The 14,253-nt window shown below is 70.6% G+C and carries 12 protein-coding genes; 8 read left to right on the forward strand and 4 right to left on the reverse strand.

Annotation, left to right across the window (positions count from 1 at the left end; genetic code table 11):
- The first annotated feature begins 89 nt into the window (after positions 1-89).
- Positions 90-911: a methyltransferase domain-containing protein gene (locus tag ABZT47_RS10035; protein WP_354838257.1), complete on the forward strand. Its 822-nt coding sequence runs from the start codon at positions 90-92 to the stop codon at positions 909-911.
- Positions 912-962: 51 nt separating this feature from the next.
- On the opposite strand, the gene ABZT47_RS10040 is transcribed toward ABZT47_RS10035, so the two are convergent.
- A complete protein-coding gene (locus ABZT47_RS10040; protein WP_354838260.1) occupies positions 963-1,541 on the reverse strand; it encodes a 1,4-alpha-glucan branching protein in 579 nt (192 codons plus the stop codon).
- A gap of 271 nt (positions 1,542-1,812) precedes the next feature.
- On the opposite strand from ABZT47_RS10040, the gene ABZT47_RS10045 reads away from it, so the two are divergent.
- Positions 1,813-3,405 (forward strand): FAD-dependent oxidoreductase, encoded by a 1,593-nt coding sequence (locus ABZT47_RS10045; protein ID WP_354838263.1) that lies wholly within the window; start codon positions 1,813-1,815, stop codon positions 3,403-3,405.
- 88 nt (positions 3,406-3,493) lie between these two features.
- Here ABZT47_RS10045 and ABZT47_RS10050 read toward each other — a convergent pair whose 3' ends face one another.
- Positions 3,494-4,414 carry an SMP-30/gluconolactonase/LRE family protein gene (locus ABZT47_RS10050; protein ID WP_354838266.1) on the reverse strand — a complete coding sequence of 307 codons (921 nt, stop codon included), beginning with the start codon at positions 4,412-4,414 and terminating at the stop codon, positions 3,494-3,496.
- A 117-nt stretch (positions 4,415-4,531) separates the two neighbouring features.
- On the opposite strand from ABZT47_RS10050, the gene ABZT47_RS10055 reads away from it, so the two are divergent.
- Complete coding sequence (locus ABZT47_RS10055) at positions 4,532-4,987, forward strand: Lrp/AsnC family transcriptional regulator (RefSeq protein WP_354838269.1); 456 nt, start codon at positions 4,532-4,534, stop codon at positions 4,985-4,987.
- A 49-nt stretch (positions 4,988-5,036) separates the two neighbouring features.
- Positions 5,037-6,200, forward strand: a complete 1,164-nt coding sequence (locus tag ABZT47_RS10060; protein WP_354838272.1) for a methyltransferase — start codon at positions 5,037-5,039, stop codon at positions 6,198-6,200.
- Positions 6,201-6,253: 53 nt separating this feature from the next.
- Here ABZT47_RS10060 and ABZT47_RS10065 read toward each other — a convergent pair whose 3' ends face one another.
- On the reverse strand, positions 6,254-7,723 hold the full coding sequence (locus tag ABZT47_RS10065) for an ATP-binding protein (RefSeq protein WP_354838275.1): 1,470 nt from the start codon (positions 7,721-7,723) through the stop codon (positions 6,254-6,256).
- Between the two features lie 187 nt (positions 7,724-7,910).
- Between ABZT47_RS10065 and ABZT47_RS10070 the strand changes: the two genes are divergently transcribed.
- The 4 genes from ABZT47_RS10070 to ABZT47_RS10085 all read left to right on the forward strand — a co-directional run bounded on the left by ABZT47_RS10070 (position 7,911) and on the right by ABZT47_RS10085 (position 13,179).
- The gene (locus ABZT47_RS10070; RefSeq protein WP_354838278.1) at positions 7,911-10,046 is read left to right on the forward strand and encodes a BMP family ABC transporter substrate-binding protein; all 2,136 of its coding nucleotides are present in this window, start codon (positions 7,911-7,913) and stop codon (positions 10,044-10,046) included.
- 162 nt (positions 10,047-10,208) lie between these two features.
- A complete protein-coding gene (locus ABZT47_RS10075; RefSeq protein WP_354838281.1) occupies positions 10,209-10,469 on the forward strand; it encodes a type II toxin-antitoxin system prevent-host-death family antitoxin in 261 nt (86 codons plus the stop codon).
- The gene (locus tag ABZT47_RS10080) at positions 10,466-10,861 is read left to right on the forward strand and encodes a PIN domain-containing protein (RefSeq protein ID WP_354838284.1); all 396 of its coding nucleotides are present in this window, start codon (positions 10,466-10,468) and stop codon (positions 10,859-10,861) included. Before ABZT47_RS10075 ends, ABZT47_RS10080 begins: the two co-directional genes overlap by 4 nt.
- A 197-nt stretch (positions 10,862-11,058) precedes the next feature.
- Complete coding sequence (locus ABZT47_RS10085) at positions 11,059-13,179, forward strand: BMP family ABC transporter substrate-binding protein (RefSeq protein ID WP_354838286.1); 2,121 nt, start codon at positions 11,059-11,061, stop codon at positions 13,177-13,179.
- Positions 13,180-13,325: 146 nt separating this feature from the next.
- Here ABZT47_RS10085 and ABZT47_RS10090 read toward each other — a convergent pair whose 3' ends face one another.
- Positions 13,326-14,216, reverse strand: a complete 891-nt coding sequence (locus ABZT47_RS10090) for a methyltransferase domain-containing protein (RefSeq protein WP_354838289.1) — start codon at positions 14,214-14,216, stop codon at positions 13,326-13,328.
- Between the last annotated feature and the right edge of the window lie 37 nt (positions 14,217-14,253).

A 14,253-nucleotide genomic window follows, 5' to 3' on the forward strand; every position in this document is an offset into this window, starting at 1 on the left:
GAACTCGTCCGCGCACGCCGCGATACCCCAGTGTGATGCCGCATGCTCACGGAAGCCGCGCCCGGCGTGGCCGGGGGATACTGGTGAGCATGGGACGAGAGGAGCTCGCCGTCGAGTTCGACGCCTTCGAGCGGGCCGGCTGGCGTGGCCGCAGCGAGGCGTACGAGCAGGGCGTCGCATTGCTGACCGCCCGCCTGATCGAGCCGCTGCTGGACGAGGCGCGGGTCGGCGCCGGCGGCCGCGTCCTGGACGTCGGCTGCGGCCCCGGCGGGGTGAGCGCGGCGGCGCTGGCCCGGGGAGCGGAGGTGACGGCCGCCGACGCCGAGCCCGAGATGGTCGCGGCCACCGTGCGGCGCCTGCCCGGCGTGCGGGTCGAGCACGCGATCCTCCCCGTCCTGCCGTTCGAGGACGGAGAGTTCGACGCCGCCGTCGGCAACCTCATCATCAACCACGTCGGCGACCCGCGCGCCGCCGTACGCGAACTGCGCCGCGTCGTTCGCCCGGGCGGCAGGGTGGCGCTGACCTCCTGGTACTACCCCAAGATGCGCGCCACCGTCGTCTTCGACGAGGCGGTCGCCGCGGTGGGGGTGCCCCGGCCCGCCGACGTCCCCGAGAAGTCCCCCTTCCAGGCGTACGGCACCCCGGAGTCGTTCGCGGGGCTGCTCCAGGACGCCGGGTACACCGAGGTGCGCGCGCGGACGCTGGAATGGGAGCACACGGTCGACCCGGAGGAGTGGTGGACCGCCATCCTCACCGGAACCGCCCGCACCGCCGCCGTGATCGCCCGGCAGAACCCGGCCACCATCGAACGCGTGAAAGCCGCCTACCACGCCATCCTCGCCCCCCACCTCACCGAGGACGGTCGCGCCACCCTCCCCGCCGCCGCCCTCCTCACCTCGGCCACCCGCTGACCCACCACCGGCCGTCCCACCACACGTTGGGCGGGTAGCCCGCGCGACCTCCTACCGCGGCTCGACGGTCGCGAAGACTCCCCGTGCGGTCGTCCCGTCCGGCCAGGTCCACCCGGCGACGAGGTGTCCGGGCAGGCTCCGCGCGGCATCCGCCGGCCGCAGGACGCGGTTGACCCGAACCTCGCCCCCATCGCCGGGGATGTTCGCTTGCACGGTGACGGTCGGGTCCGGGGTGTCGCTCTGGCTCTGGTGCTGCGGGATCGCCTCGCCGCGCAGCAGGGCGCGCAACCGCGCCATCACCACCGGGTCATGGACGCCGTCGTAGATCCACCGGGTGCCGAGCACCCCGTGCTCGGAGGTGCCGATCAGCGCCTCGCCGGTGACCTCCTCCAGCGCCGCGTCGCGGTACCCCATCGGCACCAGATACGCGACCGGTTCCCGTCCGGCGGCGTCCACCACGACCATGAACTCGATGCCGACCGCGCCCTCCGGATCGTCCAGGCGGAACCCGCCGGCCCTGACCAGCTCCGGCGTTCCCGCCTCGCCCACGTACCAGCTCTGCTTGGGCAACCAGCCGGCGAGCAACTCCAGCTTGGTGGGCGTCATGGTGGTGTGGTGGATGAAGGCCATGCGTACTTCCTCACGCGCAGGGTGTGGGCCCGTCCTCCAACGGGAGGGCGCCCTTCCGAAACGCTCCCTATTCCAGCACCTTTCGGTATCCGGGTGTCATTGGCGGAGCAATCCGGGCCGGCGCCCATGGCGCACCGGCCAGTGACCCTCTCCCCGAGGCGGCACGCCGCGACAAACCGCCAATATGCGGAGAAATACGGACGAAACGTGATCGTCGGATCATGGCAATAGATCACGCTCACACTTGCCTCCAGAGATCTTGGAGGTGTCTGTGGACTACAGCAGGCGTGGATTCCTCACCGCCGTCGGTGCCTCGGGCGGCGCCGGCGCACTCCTGGCCACGATGGGCGCGCTCGGACTCGCGCCCACGGCCGAGGCGGCGAGCCGCACCAGGTTCGACCCGCCCCGGCCGTCCGACTTCACCCTCACCGGCAGAGGGGCGAAGAAGGTGATCGTCCTCGGCGCGGGCGTCGCCGGCCTCGCCACCGCCTACGAACTGGGCAAGGCGGGATACGACTGCACCGTCCTGGAAGCGCTCGACCGGGTCGGCGGCCGCAACTGGACCATCAGGGGAGGCGACCGGATCACCGAGCTCGACGGGTCCACCCAGATCGCCCGCTTCTCCGATGGCATCTACATGAACGCCGGCCCGGCGCGGCTCGCGCAGTGGATGGTCACCATGGACTACTGCCGCGAGCTGGGCGTCGACCTGGAAGTGTTCACCAACTCCAACGCGCAGACCTACATCTTCAACGCCTCGGCCGGGATGACCGCCCCGGTCACCTGGCGCACCGCGAAGGCGGACGTCTACGGCTACATCTCCGAACTGCTCGCCACCGCCACCGACGGCGGCGCGCTCGACGCCAAGCTGACCGCGCAGGACAAGGACCGGCTCCTCACCTTCCTGCGCGGCTTCGGCGCGATCGGCACCAAGGCCAACGGGTACGCCTACACCGGCAGCGGCGACCGCCGCGGGTACAGCACCGACCCCGGCGCGGGGGAGCAGCCGGGCGTCCCCCTCGGCCCCGTCCCGTCCCTGTCGGACGTCCTCGCCAGCGGCGTCGGCCAGCGCTTCTCCTTCGAGCTCGGCTACGACCAGGCGATGCTGATGTTCCAGCCGGTGGGCGGCATGGACGCCATCCCCAAGGCGTTCGCCGAGGCCATCGGCAGGCACAAGATCTGGCTGCGGTCGAAGGTCACCAGGATCACCGACCTGCCGAACGGCGTCGAGATCGAGTACCAGGACAGGAACGGCAAGGTCCGCACCGTCAAGGGCGACTTCTGCGTGGCCGCCATGCCGCCGCACCTGCTCGCCAGGACCCCGCACAACCTCGGCCCGGACGTCCAGGCGGCCCTTGCGACGCCGACCGTCACCTCCTCCGGCAAGATCGGCCTGGAGTACCGCCGCCGCTGGTGGGAGACCGACGAGAACATCTATGGCGGCATCACCAACACCGACCTCGACCTGTCGGTCGTCTGGTACCCCTCCTACGGGTACGGCAAGCGGCGCGGCCTGGTCATCGGCTACTACAACAACGGCGCCAACCAGGACGCCTACGCCGCGCTCCCGCACGCCGAACGGGAGAAACGCGCCATCGAACAGGGCATGAAGATCCACGGCGCCAAGTACCGCGACGAGCTGGTCACCTCCGTCTCGGTGTCATGGAAGCGCCAGCCGTTCATCGAGGGCGCCTGGGTCGGCTGGCCGTCCCGCACGGGCGCCTACCAGCTTCTCAACAGGCCGGCCGGCCACGTCCACTTCGCGGGCGACTGGCTCAGCTACCTCATCGCCTGGCAGGCCGGCGCCCTGGAGTCCGCCAGAAAGACCGTCACCGACCTCCACCAGCGCGTCCTCGCCCACTGAGGAAGCACGGCGCCCGGGGCGACCCTCCCTGTCCCGGGCGCTTTCGCGGTCCGCCGACGGCGGCGGACGCGGGACCCTCAGGCCCAGATCACCCGCCGGCCGGCGTGGCGTAGACGGGGCGGGCTCCGCGGACGTTGAGCATGATGGCGTACACCGATGTCGAGGCGGTCATGAACAGCCAGTTGCGCTTGAGGCCGCCGAAGACCAGGTTGGAGGTCTTCTCCGGCAGGCGCAGCTTCCCGATGAGCGTGCCGTCGGGGGCGAAGCAGTGCACCCCTTCGTGGGTCGCCGCCCAGATGCGGCCGGTGTCGTCCAGCCGGATGCCGTCGAACGAGCCGGCCGTGCATTCGGCGAGCACCTTCCCGCCGGTCAGCGTGCCGTCGTCGTGCACGTCGAACACCCGCAGGTGCTTGCGGCGAGTGTCCACGACGTACAGCAGCCGCTCGTCGAGCGAGAACGCCAGCCCGTTGGGCCGGACGAAGTCGTCCGCCACCACCCGCACCTCGCCCGTGACCGGGTCGGCGCGGTACACCTGGTCGGCCCCGATCTCGCTGTCGGCCCGATGACCCTCGTAGTCGCTGGTGATCCCGTAGGAGGGGTCGGTGAACCAGATGGACCCGTCGGACTTCACCACCACGTCGTTCGGGCTGTTGAACCGCTTGCCCTCCCACCGGTCGGCGATGGTGGTGACCGAGCCGTCGTGCTCGGTGCGCGTCACCCGGCGTCGCCCCTGCTCGCAGGAGATGAGCCGCCCCTGGGCGTCCAGGGTGTGCCCGTTGGTGTACCCGGCCGGCGTCCGGAACGGCCCCACGGTGCCGGTCGGCTCGTCCCAGCGCAGCATCCGGTCATTGGGGATGTCACTCCACAGCAGATAACGCCCCGCCGGCACGTACACCGGCCCTTCGGCCCACCGGCAGCCCTGGTAGATGCGCTCGACGCGCTCGTCGCCCCCGACCGTGGCGAACCGCTCGTCCAGCTCCTCCAGCTCGGTGGGAATGGTCTCCGTCATGCCCCCAGCAAAGCCTACCGAACACCATATCGTCAATCGGCCTTATACCGATATCTCGTCTCATGAACCTGCATAGACGCAAGATGAGGTTCGGGAGTCGGATGATAACGTCCCCCCATGGACGACATCGACAGGGCGCTGATCGGCCTTCTCCAGCAGGACGCCACCCGCTCCTACGCCGCGCTGGGCGCGGCCGTGGGTCTGTCCAGCGGCGCCGCCCACGAGCGCGTCCGCAAACTGCGCGAACGCGGCGTCATCCGGCGTACGACGGTGGACGTCGATCCCGTGGCCGCCGGCCGGGGCGTCCTGGCGTACGTGATGGTCGACGGCACCACGTGGATGGGCGACACCCGCCAGGCGCTCAGCGCCATCCCCGAGGTGGAGGAGGCCCACGTCATCGCCGGCCCCGCGTCCCTCCTCCTCAAGATCAGGGCCGCGAGCACCCAGGACCTCCAGGACGTCCTGCGCAGACTCTTCGAGGTCGACGGCGTGGCCAGAACCCAGACCATCGTCGCCCTGGAGACCTTCTTCGAACGCCCCCTCCACGTCCCCGCCCCGGACATGCCACGGTGAGCGGACGGGATGCGGCCGGGGTGGCGGCGGGTCGCTAACCTGGGGCGTGATGAACCGTTTGACGACGTCGACAGGTGGGTTCGACCTCACCCGCTTCCCCGAGAGTCCCCGTGACCCGCTTCGCGCCTGGGACGCCGCCGACGAGTATCTCCTGCGGGAGCTCGAGGGGATCGATGGCGCCCCGACGGAGCTGTCGGGCACCGTGGTGGTGCTGAACGACCGGTGGGGCGCCCTGGTCACGGCGCTCGCCGATCACCGTCCCGTGCAGATCACCGACTCCTACCTCACCCAGCAAGCGACCCAGGCGAACATCGAGCGCAACGGGGTCGCGGCGGACGCCGTGCGACTGGCCACGACCCAGGACCCGCCGCCGGACCGCATCGACGTGCTGCTCGTCCGGGTGCCGAAGAGCCTCGCCCTCCTTGAGGACCAACTGCACCGCCTGGCCCCGCACGTGCACGCGGGCACCGTGGTCGTCGGCGCCGGGATGGTGACCGAGATCCACACCTCGACGTTGAGGCTGTTCGAACGCATCCTCGGGCCGACCAGGACGTCGCTGGCCGTGAAGAAGGCGCGGCTCATCTTCTGCGCGCCCGATCCGGGGCTGTCCCGGGGCGAGAACCCGTGGCCGCGAAGCTACGCGCTGCCCGCCGGCATCGGCGCGGTGTCAGGCCTGACCGTCACCAACCACGCGGGCATCTTCTGCGCCGACCGCCTCGACGTCGGCACCCGCTTCTTCCTCCAGCACCTGCCGTCGCGCCGCGGCCCCGAGCACGTCGTGGACCTGGGCTGCGGCAACGGGGTCGTCGGGCTCGCCGCGGCGCTGGACAACGGCGAGGCCCAGGTGACGTTCATCGACGAGTCCTACCAGGCGCTGACGTCGGCGGAGGCGACCTTCCGGGCGCACGTCGACAACGCGGACGCGAGCACCACCGCGCGGTTCCTTGCCGCCGACGGCATGTCCGGCGTCCCCGCCGGCACGGTGGACCTGGTGCTGAACAACCCGCCGTTCCACGCGCACCGCACGACGACCGACGAGACGGCCTGGCGGATGTTCAACGGGTCACGCGCGGCGCTTCGCCGCGGCGGTGAGCTGTGGGTGGTCGGCAACCGGCATCTCGGCTACCACGCCAAGCTGCGCCGGCTCTTCGGCAACTGCGAAGTCGCCGCGAGCGACCCCAGGTTCGTCGTCCTGCGAGCCGTCAAGCACTGACGCCGCCACCGGCATCTGGGCACTCCATCAGGGCTGATCACCCTTGTGCGCATTCATGCGCCGGCGTAGAGGCGGTCCAGGTCGACGAGTTGGACGGCGGGGTCACGCCGGGCCAGGGTGCGCAGGTCGTCACTGAAGCCGGTGCCACTGAACAGGAGCAGGCGTGTGCGCTCGGCGTCGACGCCTTCGCGGGCGCGGAGCAGGTCGCGGATCCGGTCGAGCCGGCGCAGGTGTCCCGGGCCCATCATGTCGTTCCATTTGCATTCGCCAATGGCCAGGAGCCGCTCGCGACCGGCCTCATCATGGCCGAAGGCCGCGACATCGACCTCGTGAGCGGTCCGGTCGGTCGCGTCGGGAACGGTGCCGGCGGTCACCGTCGAGGGAAAACCGTCAATGGTCTCGGGGCGGCAGTACCAGCGGGTCCACTCGCGGCAGATGCGCTCGAAGTGCGGTCCGACGACCTTGCTGCGAAAGGTCGGCTGGAGGCGACGCCAGACGTCCGGCGCGCGGCCGGGCCGTTCCAGTTCCCCCCAAGCGGATCGCATGACCGCGTGGTAGAAGGCGAGAAGAGGTTCGGCGATCTGGTAGGTGGAGCGGTTGCCGCGGAAGGCATCCCGCTCGTGGGTGATCATGCCGACGTCCTGGAGGATGGTGAGCGGGTGGGCCAGGTCGGTCGACTTGCGGCCGAGATAGGAGGCGATGCCGCCGCGGTTGTGATTGCCGTCGGCGATCGCGGCCAGCACAGAGTGGTACAGGGCGGTGTCGTGCAGCTCGGGTTCTTCGGCGAGCAGGTAGCGGCCTTCGCGGAAGAGCGGGCGGCCGGGGTTGAGGACCGCGCGGACGATCCAGGAGTCGAAGTCGCCGGCGTCGGCGGGCGTGTCACCCTGGGTGAACTCCCGGCGGTAGGCGGGCGTGCCACCCACGACGGCGTTGGTCAGCGCGGCGGTGCGCGGGTCGGCGATGTCCCAGAACCGGGCGGCGAGACGGAAGTCGAGGGTGGGCACGACCAGTTCCAGTCCGGCACGGCCGCGCAGCGGAGCGTTGCCCGACAAGATGCGTCCCATGAACGACAGGGCGGACCCGCACAGCAGCAGGCGGACGGGAGTGTTGCCGCGCTGGGCGGCCGGGTCGAGCGCGCGCTGGATGATGGAGGGCAGGGCGGGGGAAGCCTTGGCGAGGAACGGGAACTCGTCGATGACCGCGACCGTGGGACCGGCGGTGGCGATGCGCAGGAGCCGGGTGATGGCCTCGTCCCAGGTGGCGAAGCGGAACGGATGCGGCTCGCCGACGTGCGCGGCGAGTGCGTCGCCGAACTGCCGCAGCGCGTCGGCTTCGGTGGTCTCCGTACCGGTGAACATGAACCCGCCGGTCGCGGTCGTGAGCGCGTCGAGCAGGAAGGTCTTGCCTTGGCGGAGACGCCCGGAGACCACGCCCAGGGTCGCCTGGGGGGCCTCGTAGGCGGCGAAGCGACTCAGCTCCGCCCACTCGAAGTCCCGAGCGAAGATCTCACTGGGCTTGTCCACACGCGCCTCCAATGTATAACCGCATCTATTATAGGTGCGGTTATACAAACTTTGCGTGTCGACAGGCCACTCTCTGCTTGCGTGAGCCCCACGAAGCCGATCGCGCCGGTACCCCCGGCGCGTAGGCGATTCCTCGCGCGGGAAGCGCCCGATCCCCTATGGTCGGACCGACACGCTGGAGGGGTGGATGTCCGACCTGTCCCCGTTACGCGCCGGTGAGCCGGGCCGGTTCGGTGACTACAGGGTGCTCGGCCGCATCGGTCAGGGCGGGCAGGGCACGGTGTATCTGGCCGAGTCGTCCGCGGGGGAGCGGGTCGCGATCAAGGTGCTGCACCCGCACCAGGCGATGGACCAGGACGCGGAGCGCAGGTTCCTGCGCGAGGTCGCCACCGCGCGGCGGGTGGCGACCTTCTCCACCGCTCGCGTCATCGAGGTCGGAACGGCCGACCACCAGCCCTACATCGTCAGCGAGTACGTCCAGGGCGCCTCGCTGGAGCAGCGGGTCCGCGAACGCGGGCCGCTCAGCGGCGACGAGTTGGTACGGCTGGCGCTGGGCACGGCCGGCGCGCTGGCCGCGATCCATCAGGCGGGCGTCGTGCACCGCGACTTCAAGCCGAGCAACGTGCTGCTCGGCCCCGACGGGCCGCGCGTCATCGACTTCGGCATCGCCCGCGCCCTGGACTCCTTGACGGTCACCGGCAGCGGCGTCGCCGGCACCCCGACGTACATGGCTCCGGAACAGATCGCCGGTGAGCAGGTCGGCCCTGCGGCCGACGTGTTCGCCTGGGCGGTGACCATGGTCTTCGCGGCCACCGGCCGCCGTGCCTTCGGCGGCGCGAGCGTGCCGTCCGTCCTGCACGCCGTCCTCACCGCCGAGCCCGACCTCAGTGGGGTTCCGGAGTCGCTGCGTCCACTCCTCGGCCGATGCCTGGCCAAGGACCCGCAGGCCAGGCCCACAGCCGCCGAGATCATGCTCCAGTTGGTCGGCCACGACGCGGCCCGGCCACCTCGGCCTCCCGGGCCACCTGGGACGACAACCGGCGAGCCGCCGCCTCTCTCCTCCACCGCCTCCGTGGCTTCTCCCTCCGCCGTCCTGCCGTTTCCGGCGCAAGCGACCGTGCCTCCCGCGCAAGGGACCGTGCCTCCAACGGACGAGACCGTGCCGCGGGCGGCGGAGGCCGCCACCGCTGCCGGAAGGTCAGGCACTTCACCCCAGACGGGCCGCCTTCGGCGCGGCGCGGCGCGGGCGGCGATCCCGCTGCTGTGCGTGCTGCTCGCCCTCGCGGTCACCGTCGGCATCTGGCTCTCGAACGCACCCGGAGACCACGCCTCCACCTCGGGCGCCGCCTCCGCCTCCGGCGGGGCCACGTCTTCCTCCACCGCCGCCGGCAAGCTGGGCAAGGTCGGCATCGCCCTGGACATCGGCGGCCGGGGTGACCTCTGGTTCAACGACTCGGCCGCGCGGGGCCTCGAACGCGCCAAGAAGGAGCTCGGCCTGGGCGAGGTCGAGGAGCTCGCGGCCAAGGCCGACGAGACGGACGAACAGAAGACGCAACGGCTGCGGACGCTCGCCCGGAGCGGCCGCAACCCGATCATCGCGATCGGCTACCCCTACTCCATGGCGATCAGCACCGTCGCGACCGAGTTCCCGAACACCAGGTTCGCGATCGTCGACAGCGAGGAGGCGAGGGGGAACAACGTCTCGAACCTGGTCTTCGCCGAGCAGGAAGGCGGCTTCCTCGCCGGTGCGGCGGCGGCCCTGAAGTCGAACAATGGACGCGTGGGCTTCCTCGGGGCGGTCGAGGACGGAGGCCCCATCCAGAGAGCCGCCGCGGGCTTCGTCGCAGGCGCCAAGTCGGTCAAGCCGAACATCGAGCTCGACGTCAGGTACATCAGCGCTTCTCCGGACTTCAGCGGCTTCGACGACCCGGCCAAGGGCAAGCGCGTGGCGGCCGCCATGTTCGGCGAGGGCACCGACGTCGTCTTCCAGGCGGCGGGCGGCTCGAACATCGGCATCATGCAGGCCGCCAAGGCGGCCGACGGGCACGTCATCGGCGCCGAAGGCGACGAGGCCCGCACCGCGGACGACGCACTGCGCGGCGTCGTCCTCACCTCGATCATCAAACGCGTCGACACGGTCGTCTTCGACTACCTCGAAGACTTCTCCACCGGCTCCACCAAACCCGGCCCCACCGTCTACGGCGTCAAGTCCCACGGCTTCGCCTACACCACGACCGGCAACCAGATCGACGGCATCAAGTCACGCCTGGACGAGGCCGAACAGAAGATCGCCAGAGGCCAGATCGTCGTCCCGAAGCAGTGATCGGAGACATCGACCTTATGACCGCGACCCGCCTCCCTGGAGTGCGGAAGCGATCTTCGCGGACGAGCCACGTCCGCCGGCGACGATCGCCGATGACGGCGGCCTTCTCCGACGGCGTCACTGGGTCATGCCGGCGGGGCAGCTATCAGATAATCTGATTCCATGAAGGTGATGACGGCGACCGAGGCATCTCGGAGCTTCGCGGCGGTTCTCGACGAGGCTGAGCGAGGCGAGACAATCGTGGTGACCCGGGGCGGAAGGCAGATCGCGGTCATCGGCCCCGCGCCTACAGCGCCAGGGCGTATGGTCAAGGCGTTTCTCGCGAGAAGCGCGGGAACATTGGACGCTGACTTCGCCTCTGATGTCGCGGCGGCCAGGGAAGCGGTCGATGACGAGATGAGGAGCCTGTGGCCCGACGCTTGATCCTCGACACAGGTGTGCTCATCGCCGCGGAGCGAGGCAAGGTCTCGGTGGATACGGTGATCGGCGACGCCGACGACGTGGCGATCGCGGCGATAACCGTGGCGGAGTTGCTCGTCGGCGTGGAGATGGCCGATACGGCACGCCGTCCCAACCGGCAGGCCTTCGTAGATGATGTCCTCGCCTTGATCCCGGTCGAGGAGTACAGCACGGATGTCGCACGGGTTCATGCTCGACTCATGGCGCACGTCCGACGGGTGGGAAAGCCGCGTGGAGCGTACGATCTGCTGATCGCCGCGACGGCTGCGGCGACCGCCAGAACGGTCATCACAATGGACTCCTCCGCCGCATTCGATGATCTACCCGGGGTGCGGGCACAAGTCGTCCCGCATTGAACGACCTCGGTGGCTGGTCACATGTCCGAAGGCCACCCGGTCTCACCTCGGCAGACCGGGCGGAAACCAGCGGTCGCCCATGAGCAGCAGGGTGTCCAGGCCTGTCGCCGGGCCGTACCCGTACTCGTCCACGAGTTAGCGAAACTGATCACGACGCTATCCGGTGGCGTATCGGCGTCTTCTCACGAGGAGATCGCGTGATCCCCTATTGTCGGACCGACACGCTGGAGGGGTGGATGTCCGACCTGTCCCCGTTACGCGCCGGTGAGCCGGGCCAGTTCGGCGAGTACAGGGTGCTCGGCCGCATCGGTCAGGGCGGGCAGGGCACGGTGTATCTGGCCGAGTCGTCCGCGGGGGAGCGGGTCGCGATCAAGGTGTTGCACCCGCACCAGATGATGGACCAGGACGCGGAGCGCAGGTTTCTGCGGGAGGTCGCCACTGCGCGGCGGGTGGCGACCTTCTCCACCGCGCGGGTCATCGAGGTCGGTACGGCTGATCACCTGCCCTATATCGTCAGTGAGTACGTCCAGGGCGCCTCGCTGGAGCAGCGCGTGCGGGCACGCGGGCCGCTCAGCGGCGACGAGTTGGTACGGCTGGCGCTGGGCACGGCCGGCGCGCTGGCCGCGATCCATCAGGCGGGCGTCGTGCACCGCGACTTCAAGCCGAGCAACGTGCTGCTCGGCCCGGACGGGCCGCGCGTGATCGACTTCGGCATCGCCCGCGCCCTGGACTCCTTGACGGTCACCGGCAGCGGGGCCACCGGCGGCGGGGTCGCCGGCACCCCGAGGTACATGGCGCCGGAACAGATCGCCGGTGAGCAGGTCGGCCCTCCGGCCGACGTGTTCGCCTGGGCGGTGACCATGGTGTTCGCGGCCACCGGCCGACGTGCCTTCGGCGGGGCGAGCGTGCCGTCCGTCCTGCACGCCGTCCTCACCGCCGAACCCGACCTCAGTGGGGTGTCGGAGTCGCTGCGTCCGCTGCTCGGCCGATGCCTGGCCAAGGACCCGCAGGCCAGGCCCACGGCGGCCGAGATCATGCTCCAGTTGGTCGGCCACGACGCGGCCTCACTGCCGGGCGTCACAGTCGGCGTCTCGCCCTCCACCACCGCCACCGCATCACCGGTTTCGCCGCCTTCGTCGCAGGTGACGGCGGGGACCACGTCCGGTCCGGCCCAGACCGGACGACACCGCCGCGTCAGGCCGCGCACGATGGTCCCCTGGCTGAGTGTGCTGCTCGCTCTTGCGGTCATGGCGGGCATCTGGCTGTGGAAATCGCCCGGCGGCCACCCCGTCGACTCTGCCGGTCCCTCCACCACTCCCTCCACCACTCCCTCCGCCTCCCGCCGAGCCACCGCCTCCTCCTCCGCCATCGCCGCCGTCGCCGGCAAGCTGGACAAGGTCGGCATCGCCCTGGACATCGGCGGCCGGGGTGACATGTGGTTCAACGACTCGGCCGTCCAGGGCACCGAACGCGCCAAGCGGGAACTCGGCGCCCGCGAGGTCAAGGAACTGGCGGCGAAGGCCGGTGAGACGGAAGAGCAGAAGGCGCAGCGACTGAGAGGACTCGCCAAGAGCGGGCACAACCCGATCATCGCGATCGGCTACGCCTACTCCGAGGCGGTCAGAGCCGTCGCGACCGAGTTCCCCGACACCACGTTCGCGATCGTCGACAGCGATGAGGCGAAGGGAGGCAACATCTCCAACCTGGTCTTCGCCGAGCAGGAAGGCGGCTTCCTCGCCGGCGTGGCGGCAGCCCTGAAATCGAAGAACGGGCACGTGGGCTTCGTCGGAGCGGTCAATGACGACGGACCGATCGAACGGGCCGCCGCAGGCTTCGTCGCGGGCGCCCGGTCGGTCAAGCAGGACATCAAGGTCGACGTGAAGTACGTGACCCGCTCCCCGGACTTCGGCGGCTTCAACGATCCCGACCAAGGCCAGACCGTCGCGGCCGGCCTGTTCCGCGCGCAGGCCGACGTGCTCTTCCAGGCGGCGGGAGACTCCAACCTCGGTGTCATGCGAGCCGCCGAGGCGGCCGGCGGGCACGTCATCGGCGCCGAGGGTGACGAGGCCCACGCCGCGGACGACGCGATGCGCGATGTCGTCCTCACCTCGATCATCAAGCGCGTCGACACGGTCGTCTTCGACTACCTTGAAGACTTCTCCGCCGGCTCTACCAAGCGCGGCCGCACCGTCTACGGCATCAAGGCCCACGGCTTCGCCTACACCACGACCGGCCACCACATCGACGACATCGCGGCCCGCCTGGACGAGGTGGAACAGAAGATCGCCAACGGCCAGATCGACGTCCCGAAGCAGTGATCGGACACAGCGACCTTCATGACCGCGGCAGCCTCCCGACGGCACGTCCGGCCCCGGCGGGCGCGCCACCCTGCGCGTATCGCATGACGACGGCGTAGACCATGGATCACCACCCGTCGGTCATCCGCGACACCACTCTTCTGAGGTCAGTCACCACGTGTCGGCGCGGGCTCTTCCGGACGGCGTCCCCAGGCCGAGATCAGCGGCGCGAGGGTCAGGTCGAGCTCGCCGGCGTGGATGGCGGCCAGGTGCGCGTCGATCTCGGCGTCGTCGGCCAACCCGGCCGCGAGCAGCTCGCCGCGCACGTGCCGTATGGTCGCCGCCTCCAGCCGGTCGCAGGCCGGTCCGCCGACCGGGAACGAGCCCGCCGCGGCGACATCCACCAAGCCCACCTCACGCAATGCCCGCGGCAGCGTCCGGCCGTAGCGCAGGTCCGCGCCGCGGCGCGTCAGCAACTCCCGGACCGCGTCGCGCAGCCGGTTGGCCCGCCGCTGCGCGGGGCCGCTGTCGTCCAGGCACGCCAGTGGCTGCAGAGCGGTATCGGCGTCCTCGACCAACAGCCGGCCGCCGGGCCGTAGCGCCGCCGCCATCGTGGCCAGCGCCCGGGCCCGGTCGGGCAGGTGGACCAGCACGAGGCGGGCGTGCACCAGATCGAACGTCCCCGGCTCTGGGGGCGGATCAGCGACGACGTCGTGCCGGCGCACCTCGTACCCGTCGCCTGCCTTCAGCCAGGACGGGTCGATGTCGGTGGCCAGCACGTACCCGGTCGGGCCGACGGCCGCCGCGAGCGCCTCGGGGATGCTGCGGCCACCGGCTCCCACCTCCCAGCAGCGCGAGCCGGCCCTGACCCCGAGCCGATCGAAGTGCGCGCGCGTCACACCGTCGAACAGCTCGGCCAGCCAGACGAATCGCTCGCCCGCCTCGGCGCGCGCGTTGTCCAGCAGGTACCCGCGGGCGGGCTCTCCACCGGGCACGGTGGTCACGCCGGTCGGATCCGGTCGGCCGCCGACGTCCGGCGGGCGAGGCGAGGAGGTCATCACCACATGGTCGACCTCCCCGCGCCGCCACGCCACA

The organism is Sphaerisporangium sp. NPDC005289, from assembly GCF_040607455.1.
GTDB classification, from domain to species: domain Bacteria; phylum Actinomycetota; class Actinomycetes; order Streptosporangiales; family Streptosporangiaceae; genus Sphaerisporangium; species Sphaerisporangium rhizosphaerae.